The organism is Campylobacter sp. RKI_CA19_01121, from assembly GCF_025771295.1.
Taxonomy (GTDB): domain Bacteria; phylum Campylobacterota; class Campylobacteria; order Campylobacterales; family Campylobacteraceae; genus Campylobacter_D.
This window is the reverse complement of the sequence record NZ_JAKMQA010000017.1, coordinates 1-17,628: the sequence shown is the minus strand read 5'-3', so window position 1 is coordinate 17,628 and position 17,628 is coordinate 1. Positions and strand designations below refer to the sequence as shown.

At 30.9% G+C, this 17,628-nt stretch carries 21 protein-coding genes; 15 read left to right on the top strand and 6 right to left on the bottom strand.

All coding sequences use genetic code 11. The features are described 5' to 3' along the window. The 6 genes from L8T90_RS07680 to L8T90_RS07655 form a co-directional block, all read left to right on the top strand. The coding region (locus L8T90_RS07680) for a flagellin (RefSeq protein WP_263737157.1) at nucleotides 1-1,219 on the top strand (1,219 nt) is incomplete at its 5' end. Nucleotides 1,220-1,332: 113 nt separating this feature from the next. Beyond that, nucleotides 1,333-3,417 carry a type I DNA topoisomerase gene (topA, locus tag L8T90_RS07675; RefSeq protein ID WP_412175012.1) on the top strand — a complete coding sequence of 695 codons (2,085 nt, stop codon included), beginning with the start codon at nucleotides 1,333-1,335 and terminating at the stop codon, nucleotides 3,415-3,417. After that, a complete protein-coding gene (locus L8T90_RS07670; RefSeq protein WP_240389675.1) occupies nucleotides 3,417-4,253 on the top strand; it encodes a biotin synthase in 837 nt (278 codons plus the stop codon). The genes topA and L8T90_RS07670 overlap by 1 nt, the downstream gene beginning before the upstream one ends. Next, on the top strand, nucleotides 4,234-5,412 hold the full coding sequence (locus tag L8T90_RS07665; protein WP_052241302.1) for a sodium/hydrogen exchanger family protein: 1,179 nt from the start codon (nucleotides 4,234-4,236) through the stop codon (nucleotides 5,410-5,412). The genes L8T90_RS07670 and L8T90_RS07665 overlap by 20 nt, the downstream gene beginning before the upstream one ends. A 39-nt stretch (nucleotides 5,413-5,451) precedes the next feature. Beyond that, the gene (locus L8T90_RS07660) at nucleotides 5,452-6,210 is read left to right on the top strand and encodes a 3'(2'),5'-bisphosphate nucleotidase CysQ (RefSeq protein ID WP_263737156.1); all 759 of its coding nucleotides are present in this window, start codon (nucleotides 5,452-5,454) and stop codon (nucleotides 6,208-6,210) included. Next, the gene (locus L8T90_RS07655; protein WP_263737155.1) at nucleotides 6,210-6,860 is read left to right on the top strand and encodes a hypothetical protein; all 651 of its coding nucleotides are present in this window, start codon (nucleotides 6,210-6,212) and stop codon (nucleotides 6,858-6,860) included. The genes L8T90_RS07660 and L8T90_RS07655 overlap by 1 nt, the downstream gene beginning before the upstream one ends. Here L8T90_RS07655 and L8T90_RS07650 read toward each other — a convergent pair. The 3 genes from L8T90_RS07650 to L8T90_RS07640 are packed head-to-tail and all read right to left on the bottom strand — an operon-like array spanning nucleotide 6,853 to nucleotide 8,782. Then, nucleotides 6,853-7,629 carry a UDP-N-acetylmuramate dehydrogenase gene (locus L8T90_RS07650; protein WP_263737154.1) on the bottom strand — a complete coding sequence of 259 codons (777 nt, stop codon included), beginning with the start codon at nucleotides 7,627-7,629 and terminating at the stop codon, nucleotides 6,853-6,855. The two genes, L8T90_RS07655 and L8T90_RS07650, sit on opposite strands and share 8 nt — an antisense overlap. Beyond that, nucleotides 7,626-7,892, bottom strand: coding sequence for a flagellar biosynthesis protein FliQ (fliQ, locus tag L8T90_RS07645; protein WP_012660903.1), 267 nt, complete (start codon nucleotides 7,890-7,892; stop codon nucleotides 7,626-7,628). Before fliQ ends, L8T90_RS07650 begins: the two co-directional genes overlap by 4 nt. A gap of 26 nt (nucleotides 7,893-7,918) precedes the next feature. Continuing rightward, the gene (locus tag L8T90_RS07640) at nucleotides 7,919-8,782 is read right to left on the bottom strand and encodes a menaquinone biosynthesis family protein (protein WP_263661946.1); all 864 of its coding nucleotides are present in this window, start codon (nucleotides 8,780-8,782) and stop codon (nucleotides 7,919-7,921) included. 109 nt (nucleotides 8,783-8,891) lie between these two features. Here L8T90_RS07640 and recA point away from each other — a divergent pair, with 109 nt between their 5' ends. From recA to L8T90_RS07620, 4 genes are all read left to right on the top strand, one after another. Next, entirely contained in the window at nucleotides 8,892-9,926 is a 1,035-nt protein-coding gene (gene recA, locus L8T90_RS07635) for a recombinase RecA (protein WP_087700900.1), read from the top strand. After that, nucleotides 9,926-11,170 (top strand): phosphopyruvate hydratase, encoded by a 1,245-nt coding sequence (gene eno / locus L8T90_RS07630; protein ID WP_133319944.1) that lies wholly within the window; start codon nucleotides 9,926-9,928, stop codon nucleotides 11,168-11,170. The genes recA and eno overlap by 1 nt, the downstream gene beginning before the upstream one ends. Nucleotides 11,171-11,286: 116 nt before the next feature. Further along, complete coding sequence (locus L8T90_RS07625; protein ID WP_163197158.1) at nucleotides 11,287-11,448, top strand: hypothetical protein; 162 nt, start codon at nucleotides 11,287-11,289, stop codon at nucleotides 11,446-11,448. Continuing rightward, the gene (locus tag L8T90_RS07620; protein ID WP_263737153.1) at nucleotides 11,438-12,121 is read left to right on the top strand and encodes an AMIN domain-containing protein; all 684 of its coding nucleotides are present in this window, start codon (nucleotides 11,438-11,440) and stop codon (nucleotides 12,119-12,121) included. Before L8T90_RS07625 ends, L8T90_RS07620 begins: the two co-directional genes overlap by 11 nt. A 14-nt stretch (nucleotides 12,122-12,135) precedes the next feature. Here the strand turns inward: L8T90_RS07620 and L8T90_RS07615 are convergent, their stop codons facing one another. Next, nucleotides 12,136-12,519 carry a group III truncated hemoglobin gene (locus tag L8T90_RS07615; RefSeq protein WP_263679710.1) on the bottom strand — a complete coding sequence of 128 codons (384 nt, stop codon included), beginning with the start codon at nucleotides 12,517-12,519 and terminating at the stop codon, nucleotides 12,136-12,138. Between the two features lie 108 nt (nucleotides 12,520-12,627). Here L8T90_RS07615 and L8T90_RS07610 point away from each other — a divergent pair, with 108 nt between their 5' ends. After that, the gene (locus tag L8T90_RS07610) at nucleotides 12,628-13,104 is read left to right on the top strand and encodes a cysteine permease (protein ID WP_263679712.1); all 477 of its coding nucleotides are present in this window, start codon (nucleotides 12,628-12,630) and stop codon (nucleotides 13,102-13,104) included. Here L8T90_RS07610 and L8T90_RS07605 read toward each other — a convergent pair. Both L8T90_RS07605 and L8T90_RS07600 read right to left on the bottom strand, forming a co-directional pair. Further along, nucleotides 13,073-14,383 (bottom strand): MFS transporter, encoded by a 1,311-nt coding sequence (locus tag L8T90_RS07605; RefSeq protein ID WP_263737152.1) that lies wholly within the window; start codon nucleotides 14,381-14,383, stop codon nucleotides 13,073-13,075. The two genes, L8T90_RS07610 and L8T90_RS07605, sit on opposite strands and share 32 nt — an antisense overlap. A gap of 2 nt (nucleotides 14,384-14,385) precedes the next feature. Then, nucleotides 14,386-14,547 carry a highly acidic protein gene (locus L8T90_RS07600; RefSeq protein WP_039667884.1) on the bottom strand — a complete coding sequence of 54 codons (162 nt, stop codon included), beginning with the start codon at nucleotides 14,545-14,547 and terminating at the stop codon, nucleotides 14,386-14,388. 87 nt (nucleotides 14,548-14,634) lie between these two features. Between L8T90_RS07600 and moaC the strand changes: the two genes are divergently transcribed. The 4 genes from moaC to L8T90_RS07580 all read left to right on the top strand — a co-directional run. Further along, entirely contained in the window at nucleotides 14,635-15,108 is a 474-nt protein-coding gene (gene moaC, locus L8T90_RS07595; protein ID WP_263683281.1) for a cyclic pyranopterin monophosphate synthase MoaC, read from the top strand. After that, nucleotides 15,086-15,349, top strand: a complete 264-nt coding sequence (locus L8T90_RS07590; RefSeq protein ID WP_263737151.1) for a DUF493 domain-containing protein — start codon at nucleotides 15,086-15,088, stop codon at nucleotides 15,347-15,349. Before moaC ends, L8T90_RS07590 begins: the two co-directional genes overlap by 23 nt. Before the next feature lie 12 nt (nucleotides 15,350-15,361). Continuing rightward, nucleotides 15,362-16,486 carry a hypothetical protein gene (locus L8T90_RS07585; RefSeq protein ID WP_263664264.1) on the top strand — a complete coding sequence of 375 codons (1,125 nt, stop codon included), beginning with the start codon at nucleotides 15,362-15,364 and terminating at the stop codon, nucleotides 16,484-16,486. A gap of 50 nt (nucleotides 16,487-16,536) precedes the next feature. Further along, a partial coding sequence (locus tag L8T90_RS07580) for a cache domain-containing protein (protein WP_263737150.1) occupies nucleotides 16,537-17,628 on the top strand: 1,092 nt, incomplete at its 3' end.

Sequence of the window (17,628 nt, the reverse complement as noted above, 5' to 3'; positions counted from 1 at the left end):
CCTAGATACCATTAAGGTAAAAGCTACTCAAGCTGCTCAAGATGGTCAAACAGCAAAAACTAGAGCAATGATTCAAGGTGAAATCACAAAATTAATGGAAGAGCTTGATAATATAGCAAATACTACTACCTACAATGGAAAACAACTTTTAAGTGGTGCTTTCTCAAATCAACAATTCCAAATTGGCGATAAAGCAAACCAAACTGTAAATGCTACCATAGGTGCAACCAACTCAGCAAAAATAGGTCAAACTCGCTTTGAAACAGGTGCTAGAGTTACGGCAAGTGGAACAGCTGGCTTAACCATAAAATCATATAATGGTGTAAATGATTATGTGATTCAACCTGTAACAATTTCCACAAGCGCAGGAACAGGCCTTGGTGCTTTAGCAGCTGAAATCAATAAAGCTTCAGATATCACAGGAGTTAGAGCAACAGCTACCGTTCAAACTATATCAGATACGGCTATAACAGCAAGCGGAACAACAAGTGATAATTTTTCAATCAATGGTGTTGTCATTGGTAAAGTAAATTATAAAGCAAACGATAAGGAAGGTGCTTTGATTTCAGCTATCAATGCTAAAAAAGATACAACAGGTGTTGAAGCTTCTTTAGTAGATGGTAGATTGGTTTTAAACTCAGCAGATGGTAGAGGTATTGAACTAGGAGGAAGTATCGGAACTGGTTTATCAGGTCATGTCGCTTCTGTTAATTATGGAAGATTATCTTTGGTAAAAAATGATGGTAGTGATATTATCATAGGGTCTGTTGCAGGAAATGACGTATCTGCTTTAGGCTTTAATACAGTAGCAGAAGCAACTGTAAATTTAGAGTCAGTTAAGGGTCAAATATCTGCTGATGTAGCTTCAGCTATGGGCTTCAATGCTATGAGTTTTGCAACACAATCTGGTAGCAAAACAGCTGGTGTTACCACCTTACAAGGTGCAATGGCTGTTATGGATATAGCTGACACTGCTATAGCAAACCTTGATACTATTAGAGCAAACATCGGTGCTACGCAAAATCAAATCACATCAACTATTAACAACATTAGCGTAACTCAAGTTAATGTTAAAGCTGCTGAATCACAAATTAGAGATGTTGACTTTGCAAGCGAAAGCGCAAACTACTCTAAAGCTAACATTCTAGCTCAAAGTGGATCTTACGCTATGGCTCAAGCAAACGCAGCTTCTCAAAATGTATTAAGATTGCTTCAGTAGTCAACTTACGATTTCCTAAGCTCACCTTTTGGTGGGCTTTTCTTCTTTTCTAAGCAAAAAATTTAACTTTTTTTTATACACTTTTACTAATTTTAATCCTCACAAGGAAAATAATGAAAAATTTAATCATAGTAGAATCACCTGCTAAAGCTAAAACCATAGGTAATTTTCTAGGTAAAGACTATGAAGTGATAGCCTCTAAAGGCCACATTAGAGATCTACCTAAAACTAGCTTTGGTATAAAAATAGAAGATGAAAATTTTAAACCTGAATATAGAATTTCAAATGATCATTCAAGCTTAGTAAAAGAACTCAAAGAAAAGGCTAAAAAAGCAAAAACCATCTACCTTGCAACCGATGAGGACCGCGAGGGTGAAGCCATAGCTTATCATATAGCTAAGGCTATTAATAAAGATGAAAATTCCCTGCCACGCATAGTTTTTCATGAGATCACCAAAAGTGCTATAGAAAATGCTTTAAAAAACCCAAGATCTTTAAATATAAATAGCGTCAACGCCCAACAAACTAGACGCTTACTTGATCGCATAGTAGGCTATAAACTAAGCCCTTTACTAAATCAAAAAATCCAAAAAGGCTTAAGCGCAGGGCGTGTGCAAAGTGCAGCTTTAAAAATCATCGTTGATAGAGAAAGAGAAATTAAAGCCTTTGTTCCTTTGAAATACTTTAGTATAGATATGATTTTTGAAAAAGACTTACAAGCTGAACTAGTTGAGTTTCAAAATCAAAAGATAGAAAAACTAAGTCTAACTAATGAAGATAGAGCTAAGCTTATCTTTGAAGCTTGCAAAAATGCTAACTTTAAAATAAAAGATATAGAAAGTAAAGATAGAAAAATAGCCCCACAAGCACCTTTTATGACTTCAACCCTGCAACAAAGTGCAAGCAATCGTCTTGGTTTTAACCCTAAAAAAACCATGATGATAGCTCAAAAACTTTATGAGGGCGTAAAAACTCATCAAGGTATTATGGGTGTGATCACTTATATGAGAACTGATAGCTTAAATATCGCAAAAGAAGCCTTAGAAGAAGTAAGAAAACTCATCAAAAATGATTTTGGCAAAGAATACTTACCAAGCAAAGCAAATATTTATACCACTAAAAGCAAAGGCGCTCAAGAAGCACATGAGGCTATAAGACCGACTAATCTTAGCTTTACTCCAAAACTTGCAAGTGAGTTTTTAGAAAAAGATGAAGCAAGATTATATACTTTAATATACAATCGTTTCCTAGCTTCACAAATGAATCCTGCTATATCTCAAACTCAAAATGTCTATGTAAAATCAAATGAAGCAAGTTTTAAAATAAGTGGTAGAAAAATTTTATTTGATGGGCACTATAAAGTATATGGAGATATGGACAAAGATAAAATTTTACCTAATTTAAAACTAGAAGATACATTAAATATCCAAAATATAGAATTAAGCTCACATTTTACCGAGCCACCTTCAAGATATTCTGAAGCTGGGCTTGTTAAAAAGCTAGAAAACCTTGGTATAGGACGCCCTTCAACTTATGCTCCAACCATCTCTTTACTCAGTGCAAGAGAATATGTGCATATAGATAAAAAGCAAATCATACCTAATGAAATAGCCTTTGTCGTAACAGAAGTTTTAGAACAAAACTTTAGTGATATAGTAGATAGTGATTTTACTTCTAAAATGGAAGATAAACTTGACATCATTGCAGAAGGTAAAATGGACTGGCAAGAAGTTTTAAGAGAGTTTTATTTTCCTTTTATGAGAAAAATCGATGAGGGTAAAAAAAATATAAAAAGTCAAAAAACTTTTACAAAATTAGATGAAACCTGCCCTGATTGTGGTGGAGAGCTTGCTATAAGAAAAGGAAGATATGGAGAATTTATAGCTTGTTTAAATTTTCCAAAATGTAAATACTCAAGAAATTTAAAACAAGAAACACAAAATGAAGAAAAAAGTGAGAAAAAGCTCAACACCATAGGCGTAAAATGTCCAAGCTGTCAAGAAGGTGAGATCGTAGAGCGTTTTTCTAAGCGTGGTAAATTTTATGGTTGTAGTGCTTATCCAAAATGCAACTATATAAGCAAATACAAACCAAGTGAAGAAAAATGTAGCGAATGTGGCGAAACTTTGATCATCAAAGAGCTTAAAAAAGGCACATTTTTAGAGTGCTTAAAATGCAAAATCAAAAAGGAAATATAATGCAAATCATGCTTTGTGCTATATCTAATATAGCAAGTGGAGGGTGCGGGGAGGACTGCAAATACTGCACACAAAGTGCTCATGTGAAAACTAATATCAACAAATACAAAAGAAAAGATATAGATCAAATTGTTTTAGAAGCTAAAATGGCTAAGAAAAATGAGGCTTTGGGTTTTTGTTTAGTTACAGCAGGAGCTGGGCTTGATGATGAAAAACTTGAATATGTATGCAAGGTAGCTCATGCGGTGCAAAAAGAAGTAGAAGGACTTTTACTCATAGCTTGCAATGGCATAGCAAATTTAGAACAACTCAAAGAATTAAAAAAAGCAGGAATTTTTTCTTATAATCATAATCTAGAAACTTCCAAAGAATTTTTCCCAAACATTTGCTCTACACATACTTGGGAGCAAAGATTTCAAACTAATCTTTATGCTAAAGAAGCAGGTTTGATGCTTTGTTGTGGTGGAATTTATGGTCTTGGAGAAAGCGAAGCTGATAGAAAAAGTTTTAGAGCAAGTTTAAAAGAGCTTGATCCTTTTTCTTCGCCTATTAATTTTTTCATACCAAATGAAAACTTAAAACTCAAACAAGCTTTGCTTGATCCTGATGAGGCGTTAAATATCATCAAAGATACTAAAAAAGACTTACCAAATGCACATATCATGGTAGCAGGTGGTAGAGAAGTAGTGCTAAAAGAAAGGCAATATGAAATTTTTAATGCAGGAGCTAGTGCTATAGTAGTGGGCGATTATCTTACAACTAAAGGCGAAGAACCTAGCAAAGACATACAAAAACTAAAACAAATGGGATTTAGCTTTGCTAGCTCATGCCATTGATGCTCAAGCTGCTACGGATTTAAAAATTTTATTAGTCGTAGCAGGGTGTTTGCTAACTTCACCTTATATTGCTAAATTTTTAAAACTCCCACTTTCAGCCACTGAAATCATGCTTGGTTCTTTTATAGGATTTTTGGGTTTCATAGGAGAAAGTGAGAATTTTAAGCTTTTAGCTAATGCGGGATTTTATTATCTTATGTTTATTGCGGGTATGGAGATTAATCTCAAAACCTTTTTAAACACTGAAAGAAGCTTGCTTAACAAAGCTTTTATTTACATCATACTTTTATATGCTTTTAGTATTTTAGCGGTTGAAAGTATAGATATTTCTTATATTTTTGTCATTATCATACCTGTTATGAGTGTGGGTTTGCTCTCAACGCTTTATAGAGATTTTGGCAAAAACTGTGAGTGGCTTAATGTATCTATGGTGGTAGCCACTTTAGCTGAAGTTGTAAGCATAGTTTTACTTACCATAGCTGCAGCATTTTTGGGAAAAGGAGCCGATCTTTTCTCACTTACTCAAAATTTATTATATTTAGTGGGATTTTTAGCACTTTGTATTTTTGGATTTAAATTTTTAGAAGTACTTTTTTGGTGGTATCCACAGCTTAAAACCATACTCATGCCTTGGCAAGATCAAAACGAAAAAGATATAAGATTTTGCATGGCAATTTTCATAGCCATAGTTGCGATTATGATTTATTTTAAACTTGAAGTTGCACTTGGAGCTTTTATAGCAGGTTCATTTATAGCTACTTTTTTTGATCATAAAAAAGACTTAGAGCATAAACTTTCTAGTTTTGGTTATGGCTTTTTAATCCCTATATTTTTCATCTATATAGGCTCAAGCTTTAAGCTTCAAATGCTTTTAAACCCTCAAGTTTTACTCATAGCTTTTTCACTAACTGCCTTTATGATAGGACTAAGAATACTCTGTGCTATGACTTTTGTAAAAATACTTGGTTTAAAAAATACTTTTTTATTTGGGCTAAGTCATTCTATGCCACTAACCCTACTCATCGCAGTAGCTACGCTTTCTTATCAAACCAATATCATCACTCAAGATATATACTCAGGGCTAGTGCTTACTGCTTTACTTGAAGCAATTTTAGCCATTAGCTTAATTAAATTTATCAATAATCTTAGTAGAAAATAATTCTACTAAGCATTTATATAAAATTGCTATACTTTTTTTATGAAAAATTTAGACACACTTTTAGAATTAGCCTTAAAAGCAAGCAAGGAAGCCTCAAAAGTATTGCTTGAATATAAAGACAAAAATACCTTGTGGCTTAAAGATGATGATTCTCCGGTAGGTTTAGCTGATATAAAGTCTAATGAAGTTATTAGTGAGATTTTGGCTTCAAGCGATATAGCTATATGCTCTGAAGAAAATATACTTTCTTATGAAGAAAGAAAAAATTTAGAGTATTTTTGGCTTATAGATCCTCTTGATGGCACTAAATCTTATGCTAAAAAAGATAAAGAATATTGTGTTTTAATCGCATTAATCCACAAAAACACCCCTATACTTTCACTCATAGGCGATGTGGAAAATAATGCATTTTATTATGCACATACTCATACTAAGGTTTATAAAAATAATGAAATTTTAAATCTTAGCTTAGAGCAATACGAAAAGGTTAAAAATATAGCCCTTTACTCTAAAAACCATGATAACAATGAATATTTTTTCATTCAAAATCATCTTGCAGGCATTAAGGTTTCATCTGCTTTGAAATTTGTATATTTACTTGAAGCAAAAGCTGGAATTTACCCACGTTTTGGTGGTCCAAAAGCTTGGGATATAGCTGCGGGAGATTTTTTAGTCAAACAAAATGGTGGAATTTTATACGATTTTGATAAAAAAGCTCTAAATTATAATAGTCCTGATTTTAAACTTCCAAGTTTTATAGCTTTTGCTAAGAATGAATTTAAATTAAAAGGTTTTTAGTGAGATTTTTTTTAATATTTTTTTGTTTTTTAAATGCTATTTATGCTAACTCTTTTGCAAATAAAAAAATCATCAAATTACAAAATAACGATGATTTTAGTATCATCAATCTTGAACAAAATATAAATTATGATAAACTCTCACACATTAACACCTTAGCTTTAGTGCCAAGCTATGAAAAAGAATATAATTTTTATTTTTCAAATTTAAAAATCGATGCTAAAAGCATGGCAAAAGACACACTAAAAGCATTAAGTGCTATTTTAAATGAGCAAAATAATTTTGCCTTGCTTAGTCAAAAAGAAAATCAAACTTATATCAATAGTCAAAATATCTTGCAAACAAATAAAAATTTCATCAGTGCAAGCGAGTTTTTAGAATTTAATCGTTTTAAAAAGGCTGATTTTATTATTTTACTAGATTTAAAAAGCATTCAAGCAAGCCAACAAAATTTCTTGCTTTTTTCCAATTTTGAAGTCAAAGCCGACATAGAGTACAAACTTTTTAATGCCAAAACAAAAAAACTAAAAGATCATAAAATTCTTACTATCAATACTCAATTTGGCTCAAATAATAAAAACAAATCTTATCAAGAACTAGTCCAAGAAATAGCTAAAATTGTTTATGAAGATATTAAAAATACTATATAATCACCACTTCTTCTTCTAAAACAATCCCAAATTCTTCAAAAACTCTTTTTTTAGCAAGCTCTATTAAAAACATAGCATCCTCAAAACTAGCATGTTTTTTATTGATTAAAAAATTTGCATGTTCATTGCTAAACATCGCATCATTTTTGCTAAAACCTTTAAGATTAACTGCTTCTATCAATCTTCCTGCATGATCGTTTTTGGGATTTTTAAAAATAGAGCCAAAGCTAGCACCTTTGGGTTGATTTTTTCTTGCATTTTTTAAAAGCTCATCTTTAACTGGGTCAAATCCATATTCTAAAAAAAACTTCGCGCTAAACATCACTTCTTTAATAGGATTAAACCTATAAGCAAAAGCAATATTTTGTTTTAAAATTTCTTGATTAAAAGTGCAAATACTAATTAAATTTTTGCTAATATCCTCATCTTTTAATCCTGCATTCATTTTTAAAATACCACCCAAAGTCCCTGGGATATTTCTTAAAAACTCAAAGCCTTTTAAGTTATTTTCTTTAGCAAAATGATACATTTTAAAAGATTTCACGCTAGAGCCTATCTCTAAAAACATACCTTTTTCATTTTGCTCTAAAATTTTAATATAATCAAAACTTTTCCCTAAAATTCCTAGTTTTTTGGGTTTTGGAGAGATTAAAAGATTATTTGCCCCACCTATTAAAAAACCATCAAATTCGCAAGGCTCTTCAAGTGTTTGCACTTCAAAGCTCTCACCTATACGCACAGAAGAATACTTAGAAAAATCAATAATCATCTAATAAAGCTTGGAATTTGATTTAAAATATTAGTTGTAAAATCAATCATAGAACTTATCATCCAAGGCATTAAAAATACTATTACCACAACAACAAGTAAAATTTTTGGCACAAAAGAAAGCGTGGCTTCGTTAATTTGCGTTACAGCTTGAAAAATACTTATAATAAGCCCTGCAATAAGCCCTGCTAAAAGCATAGGTAAAGAAAGCATAAGTGTGATTTTAAAAGTTTGTACACCCAAGGCTACTAAAGTACTTTCCATATTTTCTCCTTAAAATTTAAATTCTATCAAGAATTTCTAAATTCTTCATACTCACTAGGGATAAGATAATCTTTACTTTTTATTAACTTCTCATAAAATCCATGATTATATCCAAGCTCAAAAAGCTTATCTATGGCATTGTATTGTTTATCATTCATATTAATAGAGTTTTTATTTGCATATAAATTTAAATACACATCAAGTTTTTGTGCATCAACGCGTATTAAATTACGCTCTAAAAGCATGGAGGCTAAGATTTTTCTATTATGATCGGCTACTTCTACTGCTTTAATCAAATCTTTTTCAACCGCTATTGCATCACTAAGCGGTAAAGATCTTCTAAGGGCCATACCACCTAAAGGTAAAGGTAAATCATTTTTTGCTAATTCTTGCCAAATATCCCAAAGTTCAGCCTCAACACACAAACTAGAATCAAATTCTAAAATGCTCTCATGTATAAGCACTCCCGCATCAACTTCATCTTCTAAAACAGCCTTTTCAATCTCTAAAAAATTCTTATAAATTATTCTAGCTTGTGGATATTTTATGCGAAAGATTAAAGCATTAGTAGTGTGTGCTCCACTTAAAGCAACTTTAAAATTTGGCTTTAATTTTTTATTCTTTTTCTTAATAAGCTTTGGCCCATAACCCTCACCAAAACTCACAGCAGTTTTTAATAAAGCATATTCACTAGCTATTAAAGGATAAAGTGCAAAAGATATCGCACTAACATCGTATATATTTTCTAATGCAAGCTCATTTAAAGTTTGTATATCCAAGGCTGTATTTTCATACTCATAAGCATTTCCAACCCAACCAAATTTAATCGCCATATACATAAAAATATCATCAGCATCAGGAGAGTGCGCTACGCTAATTTTTTTATTCATTTTTTTCCTTAAAAATCTAAAAAAGTATTTTAGCAAAATTCAAAATAAAAACTTATATTAAATTTCTTTTTGATACAATTTTAAACATATTATAAAAGGATTAACAAGCATGGATGATAATAAAAGAAAATCACTTGATGCAGCCTTAAAAAGTCTTGATAAAACCTTTGGAAAAGGTACTATTTTAAGACTTGGCGATAAAGAAGTTGAAAAAATTGATTCTATTCCTACAGGTTCTGTTGGACTTGATTTAGCTTTAGGAATTGGTGGGGTTCCAAAAGGAAGAATTATAGAAATTTATGGACCTGAAAGTTCAGGTAAAACTACACTTACCTTACACATCATAGCAGAATGTCAAAAAAAAGGTGGAGTTTGTGCGTTTATTGATGCTGAACACGCTCTTGATGTAAGATATGCAAAAAATTTAGGTGTTGATACAGAAAATCTTTACATCTCTCAACCAGATTTTGGAGAACAAGCCTTAGAAATCGTTGAAACTATAGCAAGAAGTGGAGCCATTGATCTAATAGTGGTAGATAGCGTTGCTGCACTTACTCCAAAAGCAGAAATTGAAGGTGATATGGGAGATCAACATGTAGGTCTTCAAGCAAGATTAATGAGCCAAGCTTTAAGAAAATTAACCGGTATCGTTCATAAAATGAACACTACTGTAATTTTCATCAATCAAATTCGTATGAAAATAGGCATGATGGGCTATGGCACCCCTGAAACAACTACCGGTGGAAATGCTTTAAAATTTTATGCTTCAGTGCGTTTAGATGTAAGAAAAACAGCTACCTTAAAACAAAATGATGAGCCTATTGGAAACCGCGTTAAAGTAAAAGTGGCTAAAAACAAAGTAGCCCCTCCATTTAAACAGGCTGAATTTGATGTGATGTTTGGTGAGGGTGTAAGTCGTGAAGGCGAGCTAATAGATTATGGTGTAAAACTTGATATTATTGATAAAAGTGGTGCATGGTTTTCTTACAAGGCTTCTAAACTCGGTCAAGGTAGAGAAAATGCTAAAGCCTTTTTAAAAGAAAATCCAGCTATTGCAGATGAAATTACTCAAGCTATACAAAACTCAATCGGTATAGATAGTATGATTTTGGGCGCAAAAGAAGACGATGAAGGAGAAGAATAATGTTGATTATTGAAGATTTAAGAGCTTTTGAAGTTTTAGATAGTAGAGGCAATCCTACCATTAAAGCTGAAATCATGCTAAGCGATGGCAGTGTGGGTAGTGCTATCGTTCCAAGTGGTGCAAGCACAGGAAAAAAAGAAGCTTTAGAATTAAGAGACAATGATGAGAGATTTGGCGGAAAAGGTGTTTTAAAAGCTATTGAAAACATCAATGGCACCATAGCTGAAAACATTATAGGGCTTGATGCGTTTAATCAAACCCAACTAGACAATACTCTTTTAGAACTTGATGGGACAAAAAATTATTCCAACCTAGGAGCAAATGCAACTTTAGGAATTTCTATGGCAACAGCGCGTGCTGCTGCTAATGCACTAGGCGTACCTTTATATCGTTACTTAGGTGGAGCAAATGCAAGTGTATTACCTGTGCCAATGTGCAATATCATCAACGGCGGTGCGCACGCAAACAATAGCGTAGATTTTCAAGAATTTATGATTATGCCTTTTGGTTTTTCAAGCTTTAAAGAAGGATTGAGATCAGTTTGTGAAATTTATGCAGTATTAAAAAAAGAATTAGCTAATCTAGGTCACTCTACTGCTTTAGGCGATGAGGGTGGTTTTGCACCAAATTTAGCAAACAACACTGAACCACTTGATCTTTTAATGACTTGTATTAAAAAAGCAGGCTATGAAAATAAAATCAAACTAGCACTAGATGTAGCAAGTAGTGAGCTTTATAAAGATGGTAAATACCATTTAGAGGGTAAAGTTTTCTCAAGTGAAGACTTGATTGCTCGCTATGAAGAATTATGTGCTAAATATCCTATTTTTAGTATTGAAGATGGTTTAGCTGAAGATGATTATGAAGGTTGGATTAAACTCACTCAAAAGCTTGGCAATAAAATTCAACTTGTGGGTGATGATTTGTTTGTAACTAATGAAGATATTTTAAGAGAAGGTATCATGAAAAATATGGCAAATGCTGTATTGATTAAGCCTAATCAAATTGGAACAATCACTCAAACTATGAGAACAGTAAGATTAGCTCATAGAAATAATTACAGATGTATTATGAGTCACAGAAGTGGCGAAAGCGAAGATGCTTTTATAGCTGATTTTGCAGTAGCACTTAATACAGGACAAATCAAAACAGGAGCTCTAGCAAGAGGCGAAAGAACTGCTAAATACAATCGCTTATTAGAAATTGAACTTGATAATGATGAATACTTAGGAGATAAACTCTGAGCGATTTATTAAAAGAGTATGATGAGCATTCTAAAAAAAAGGAAGCTCATCGTCAACTCATCAAAACCATTGCATTATCATTTGTAGCTATTATTGTTGCTATGTATTTTGGTAATATGTTTTTTGGTAAATCTTCTCTAGATGTGCTACTAACACTTAAAGAAGAGCAAAAAATTTTAGAAAAAAATATAATGACTTTAAAAGCTAAAAATGCTCAAGCTCAAAAAGAATATTTGCAACTTTTAAGACTTAAGGGAGAAAATTCGCATGAGAATTAAATTTTTTATATTGTTTTTACTTTCTTGTGTATTTTTAAATGCAAAAGACAATCCTTTTGATAATAACATAGAACAAAAAAATACCGAATTTGCAAAACTTAGTCCTTTCCAAAGGCAAGATTTTAACTTTAATTCTGATGCGAGAATTTTAAAAAATATTACCATTACTTACATTAACCTTGATGGATCTGAAGAACAAACCACTCTGGATATATACAAAAGTATTAACTGGCATGATACCTACTCATTTATAAAAACTAAAAGTCCAAATGCCACGCCTATACTTGATGTATCTGTAACCGTGCCACAAAAACAAGGAAATAAAAACTCAAAAACAGAAGAAAACAACACTACTTTAAACATAGAAACACCACTTTTTAGCGGAAATATTTATAATTTTATTTCTCTTGGTTTTTACAATAACAAAATTAATATCAAAACCCAGGATAAAATACTAAGACATCTTTCTATAGGAGATCCTACTAAAATTATTATAGATTTTGCTAAAAAACAAAATTTTAACACCAAAACACTGCAAGTTAATACAGCACAAGTTAGAAAAGTTGTATTTGGTTCACATAAAGGGTATTATCGTTTGGTAATATATCTTGATGGAAAATACAGTTATAAATATTCGCATAGTGAAAATTTACATACCTTTAGTTATCGCTAAGAGTTTTTAAACTCTTAAGCAAATCTATGATCATAAATAATCATTTGAAATCTTTGGGCTATCATTCTAGCTCTTTCTATAATGATATTTCTTGGCTCATCTTCAAAAACTTCTTGCAAACTCTCATCAAATAAATTAAGCCAAATATCAAAAAATTCTCTTGGAAATGGAGGCAATTCATGATGAGCTCTCAAAGGTGAACCACTATAACTTGGATCAGCTAAAAACATCCCTGCCCAAAAACTTGCTATTTTTTCTTTATGTTTTTTCCAACTCTCATCATCTGTGCCGATTTTTTCATTAAAAATAGGTCCTAAATCTTTATCCACTCTAACCTTTGCATAAAAAATATCCATAAGTTTTTTTATACCCTCATGATTAATAGTTTCAAACTTCATGCTTTTCCTTAAAAATAATTTTTACTTATTGTATTAAATTTAGAAATTAAAAATATAAACAAAAGTCAATTTTTAGTATAATTTTAAAAATAAAACTAAAGAAAAACTATGACTTATACTATTTTACCACCCAATCAATTCTTAGATGATTATGTCTTAAATGTGCAATTACATCAATTAGCAAATATCTCTAAAAACGCTTATAAATTTTGGAAAAACGCTCAAGCAGCACGCTATCAAGGTACAAGAGTGGTATTTTTAAACAAAAAAAGTATTTTAAAAAAACACCAACACCTTATACAAAAATGTGAAAATTTAAGTGGCTATGTGTTAGCAAGTGCTTTTTGCTCATTTACCACTTTAGCCCCATCTCATTTAGTAGAAAAAAATAATTCTCAAATTTATAAAATCTTAGATATAAAAGAAGTATGTGGGGTTAAATTTGTAAATTTAAAGGCATTTTACGATCTTTTAAAGCTAGATTATAATTATAATATTTACATTGAAAAATGCCATTTTTTTAGTCCCACTCCTTTGGAAAAGCGTATTAAAATCACTGAGAGTATGTGCGTTGGATATTACTAAGATATTTAAACATCAAAGCACAAATAAGTGAAATTATAGCCATAGCTAACATATAAAATCCTAAAGAAAAACGAGCGATATTTTCTAAATTTCCTAAAGCAATGGTGTGTAAAAATAGAGCAAGTTGTGGGGTAAACCCACCGGCTAATGCATAAGCTATATTGTATGAAAAACTAAGTCCTGAAAATTTAATCTTAGCATCAAATACTTCACTCATCATTAAAGGGCAAAAATTCATCACTCCAGCAAAAAAACAAGCACTCAAATAATACACACTCACTGTATTAAAATCAGGTGTTTTAGTATAAAGAGCATTAAAATAAAACAAACAAGTTAAGAAAAATCCTAATGAAAAAACCACACAAGCTTTCACTATGCCTATTTTATCAGCCAAAATTCCACTTAATATACAGCCAGTTACAAGCACAACTATACCAAGCATTTGCATATAAGTTTGAACGCTTGCATCAATACTTAACATTTTTGCCATAAAAGAAGGTATGATCAAAATCATCACAACAATACAAGCAGTTAAAACCCAAGTTATTAACATAGAAAGCGCTACGCCTAGTTTGGCTTTTTTAAACACTTCTTTTAAAGGGAATTTTTCTAAAGCTTTGTCTTTTTTCATTTGCTCAAAAACAGGAGTTTCTCTTAAGAATTTACGCAAATAAGCAGAAATAATCCCAAAAATTCCACCCAAAAAAAATGGAATTCTCCAAGCCCACTCATAAAGCTCTTCTTGTGTAAACAGTTTATTCATCATCAAAAATACAAAACTACCAAGTAAAATTCCACCTACCACAGAAGCTGTTAAAATCCCAAGATAAGTGCGTTTTTGACCCTTTGGAGCATGCTCAAATACAAAAACCCAAGCACCAGGTAATTCCCCACCTATAGCTATGCCTTGACAAATCCTTACAAATACTAAAAATACTATACATAAATACCCTATACTTTCATAAGTAGGTATAAAAGCAAGCATAAAAGTTGGCACAACCATCAGCAAAATACTAAGCATAAACATTTTCTTACGGCCAAATTTATCGCCAAAATGAGCCATAACTATACCGCCAAGCGGTCTAGCTAAATATCCTGCAGCAAAAATTCCATAAGTATTAAACATTTGCCAAAATAGACTTAAATTTTCAGGAAAGAAATTTTTAGAAATATAACTTGCAAAAAATACAAAAATGATAAAATCATAAAATTCTAAAGTCCCTCCCAAAGAAGAAAGACCTAAAACTTTTATATCTTTTTTACTAAGATTTTTACTCACTCTTAATCCATCTCATAAGTATCATCATCACTATAATCATCATCGTATTCATAATCATCATCATCGTAATTATACGATCTTTGATTATTTACATAAGTATCATCATCTGTTTCATCATACATTTCATCATCGTAATTTTCAAATTCTTCATCATCATAAGCCATTATAAATCCTTTAAAATTTTTTAGTAGTATTTTAATATAAAAATATACATTTTGGTATAATTTTTCAAACTTTACTTAAGGAAAAATATGAATTTAACGCATTTAGATGAAAAAAATCATCCCAAAATGGTAGATGTAAGTCAAAAAGATATCACCCAAAGAGAAGCTTGTGCAAGCGGTAAAATATATATGAGTAAAGAAGCATTTGAAGCTATCATTGAAAATAAAGCTAAAAAAGGACCTGTTTTGCAAACTGCCATCACAGCAGCCATCATGGGAGCTAAGCAAACTTCAAATCTCATTCCAATGTGTCATCCTTTAATGATTTCAAAAGTACAAACCCATATAGAAGAAAACAAAGAAGAATATTCTTTTAAACTTTTTGTGACCGTAAAATGCGAAGGAAAAACCGGAGTTGAAATGGAAAGCTTAACTGCTGTTAGCATTGGACTTTTAACTATTTATGATATGGTTAAGGCTATTGATAAAAGTATGCAAATTACTAATATAGTTTTAGAAAGTAAAGAAGGAGGAAAAAGTGGTAAATATCTGCGATCTTAAAAAAGAACCTATTATAAATTACCCTACTTTTTGGGATTATAAAGTTGTTTTTGAAGCTGGGGCTGATGCTTTAGAAATTTTTACTCAAATACTTAATGAAAGAGAATTTAAATACAAAATCTCAAATACTAGCAAACAAGGAACATACAAAAGCTATCTTTTGAGTGTTTATGTAGATAGCAAAAGTGACCGTTTAAATATTTTTAATCAATTAAAAAGTAAAGCCAAATTTGTACTATAAAAAGGAAAAACTATGAAAAATTTAGCCATTATTTTTGAAAATTCTCTCTTAGCTTGTGAAAAAAACGAAATTCCAAACTTAATTAGCGAGCTTGTTTTTAGTCTAAGTTATAAAAAAATTAGTTTTGAAAATACTAGCAATGAAGAACTTTTTGCCATCTTTTCTAAGGTATTAGAAAAACTTGAACTTATAAATGAAGAAAATATTTCTAGAATAATCCAAGGTATCATCAAAGCTAGAGTGGAAGAAGATAAAAAAGCATTTTTTGCTTATATTAATGAATATGGCAAATTAAAAGTAAAAATCGAAGAACAAAAAAACACCATTAAGCATAAAATTTGTGATAATTTTTTTGACTTAGAAAAAACCTTAAAGGATTTGAATTTAAATGAATTTAATATAAGCATTAATGATGCTATGCTTTATGATATAGAAATACTAGGTCTTTTAAAAGAAACTGCTGAAAGTGCTTTTATCACAACCTTAGAAAAAGGAGAAAATATAGAACTTACTTCTTGTGAGATTGCTAAAAATTTAGTCTTTAATGCAATTTGTGAAGGAAGTTTTGAAAAAGAAAGAATTTTAAAAATCTCCCAAGTAGTTTTAAATGCAGCTTTTGAACTTGCTAATGAATCACAAGCCTTTGCTTATGATTTATGTATTGGAAGTATTTATGGAGCGCAAGAAGGAATTTCTTTAGCGATTGAAAAATTTAAATCAAGCTTTGCATATAGTGCTTTAGAATATGATTTAAAAAACAAAGAAAAAGAACTCATAGATATAGAACAAGAATTTATTCAAATGCTTAAAAAAATATCATCAGAACTTGACAACCCTGTAAAAGACATACTCAAAGATTTATTAGAAAATAAATTTGACACTTTATTTGCTAAATTTAAACGTCTCATACAAGAAAATAGAGAACAAATCCTTATTAAAATAAATGAAATTAAACAAAATCCAAAAATTGACGACTTTAGCAAGCTAGCACAAAATAAACTTAACATTCTAGCCAAAGAGCTAAGTGAGCTTGAAAAACTTGCTAGTCATAAATATAAAAGTTTAGATAAAAATAATGCAAAAGAATTAGGAGTAAGATTGTGGGAAAAAATTAACAAACTAATAAAAAAATATTAAAAAACAAAAGTTACCATTTTATCAAATACATCAGATGAAAGAGGTAACTAATGTTTAAAAATTTTAATTTAACTACAAAAATGATTTTAATTTTATCTTCTGTAATATTTATTGGCATAGGAATTTTATCTGTAACGATAATCTCAAAAAGCCAAGAAATGCTTAATGATGAAGCTCATAAACTTTTATTAAGTAGCGCCAATAGATACTCAAATGGGATTCAAGCAATTACCCAAAACGCATATTCAACACTAGAAACAGCACAAGGCGTTATTAAAAATTTTGCAAATAAAGATAATAACTTAGATATAGAAGATCTTAAAATTTTAATAAGCAGTATGCTAGATTCAAATTCTTGGACTTATTTTGCATATATTCATCTTAACCAATACCACGGCAATAATCCTTTAAATCTTACTCCATCAGGAAAGTTTTTATTATTAGCAAAAGATGAAAATCCACAACAAAAAGGATCAATTAAATTCATCCAAGCTGAAGAAGTAATCTTGCAACAAAATTCTCTCATAAAAGCTTTACAAACCAAGCAACCTGCCGTTGGAAGACCTAGAGATTATTCTATAAATGGAGAAAAATTATACTTAGTAAACATTGTTTTACCAATTTTTGGAAAGAATAACGAAACAATTGGTGCAATAGGTATGCTTGTGCGCATTGATTTATTGAGAGAAGAATTAAATGATCCAAATAAGAGTTTATTTGCAAATGACCAACGTTTATTGATTTCAAGTGATGGTTTAATCATATCTAGTCCAAAAGCAGAATATGTTGGAAAAATCATCACAGAAATTAATCCTCATCCTAGTGCAAAAACAATACTAGACATGCAAAGCACCAAAACCAATGGTTTATTTACTTTTATACCTGCTTCAACAAATGAAGAAAATTTAGCCCAGCTTGTAAATTTTGATCTTTGGGAGGGCTCTAATGATCATTGGAGTGTTGTAACTATAGCACCAAAAAAATCAGTGGAAAAGCCTGCCGATTCTTTAGCATTTATTATATTTGCAATTTCTACAATTGTGCTTTTTATTATTATTAGTGTGATTTATTTTTATGTTAAAAAAAGTGTTGTTGGAACAATTCATAAACTTCAAATCGGCCTCAACTCTTTCTTTGACTTC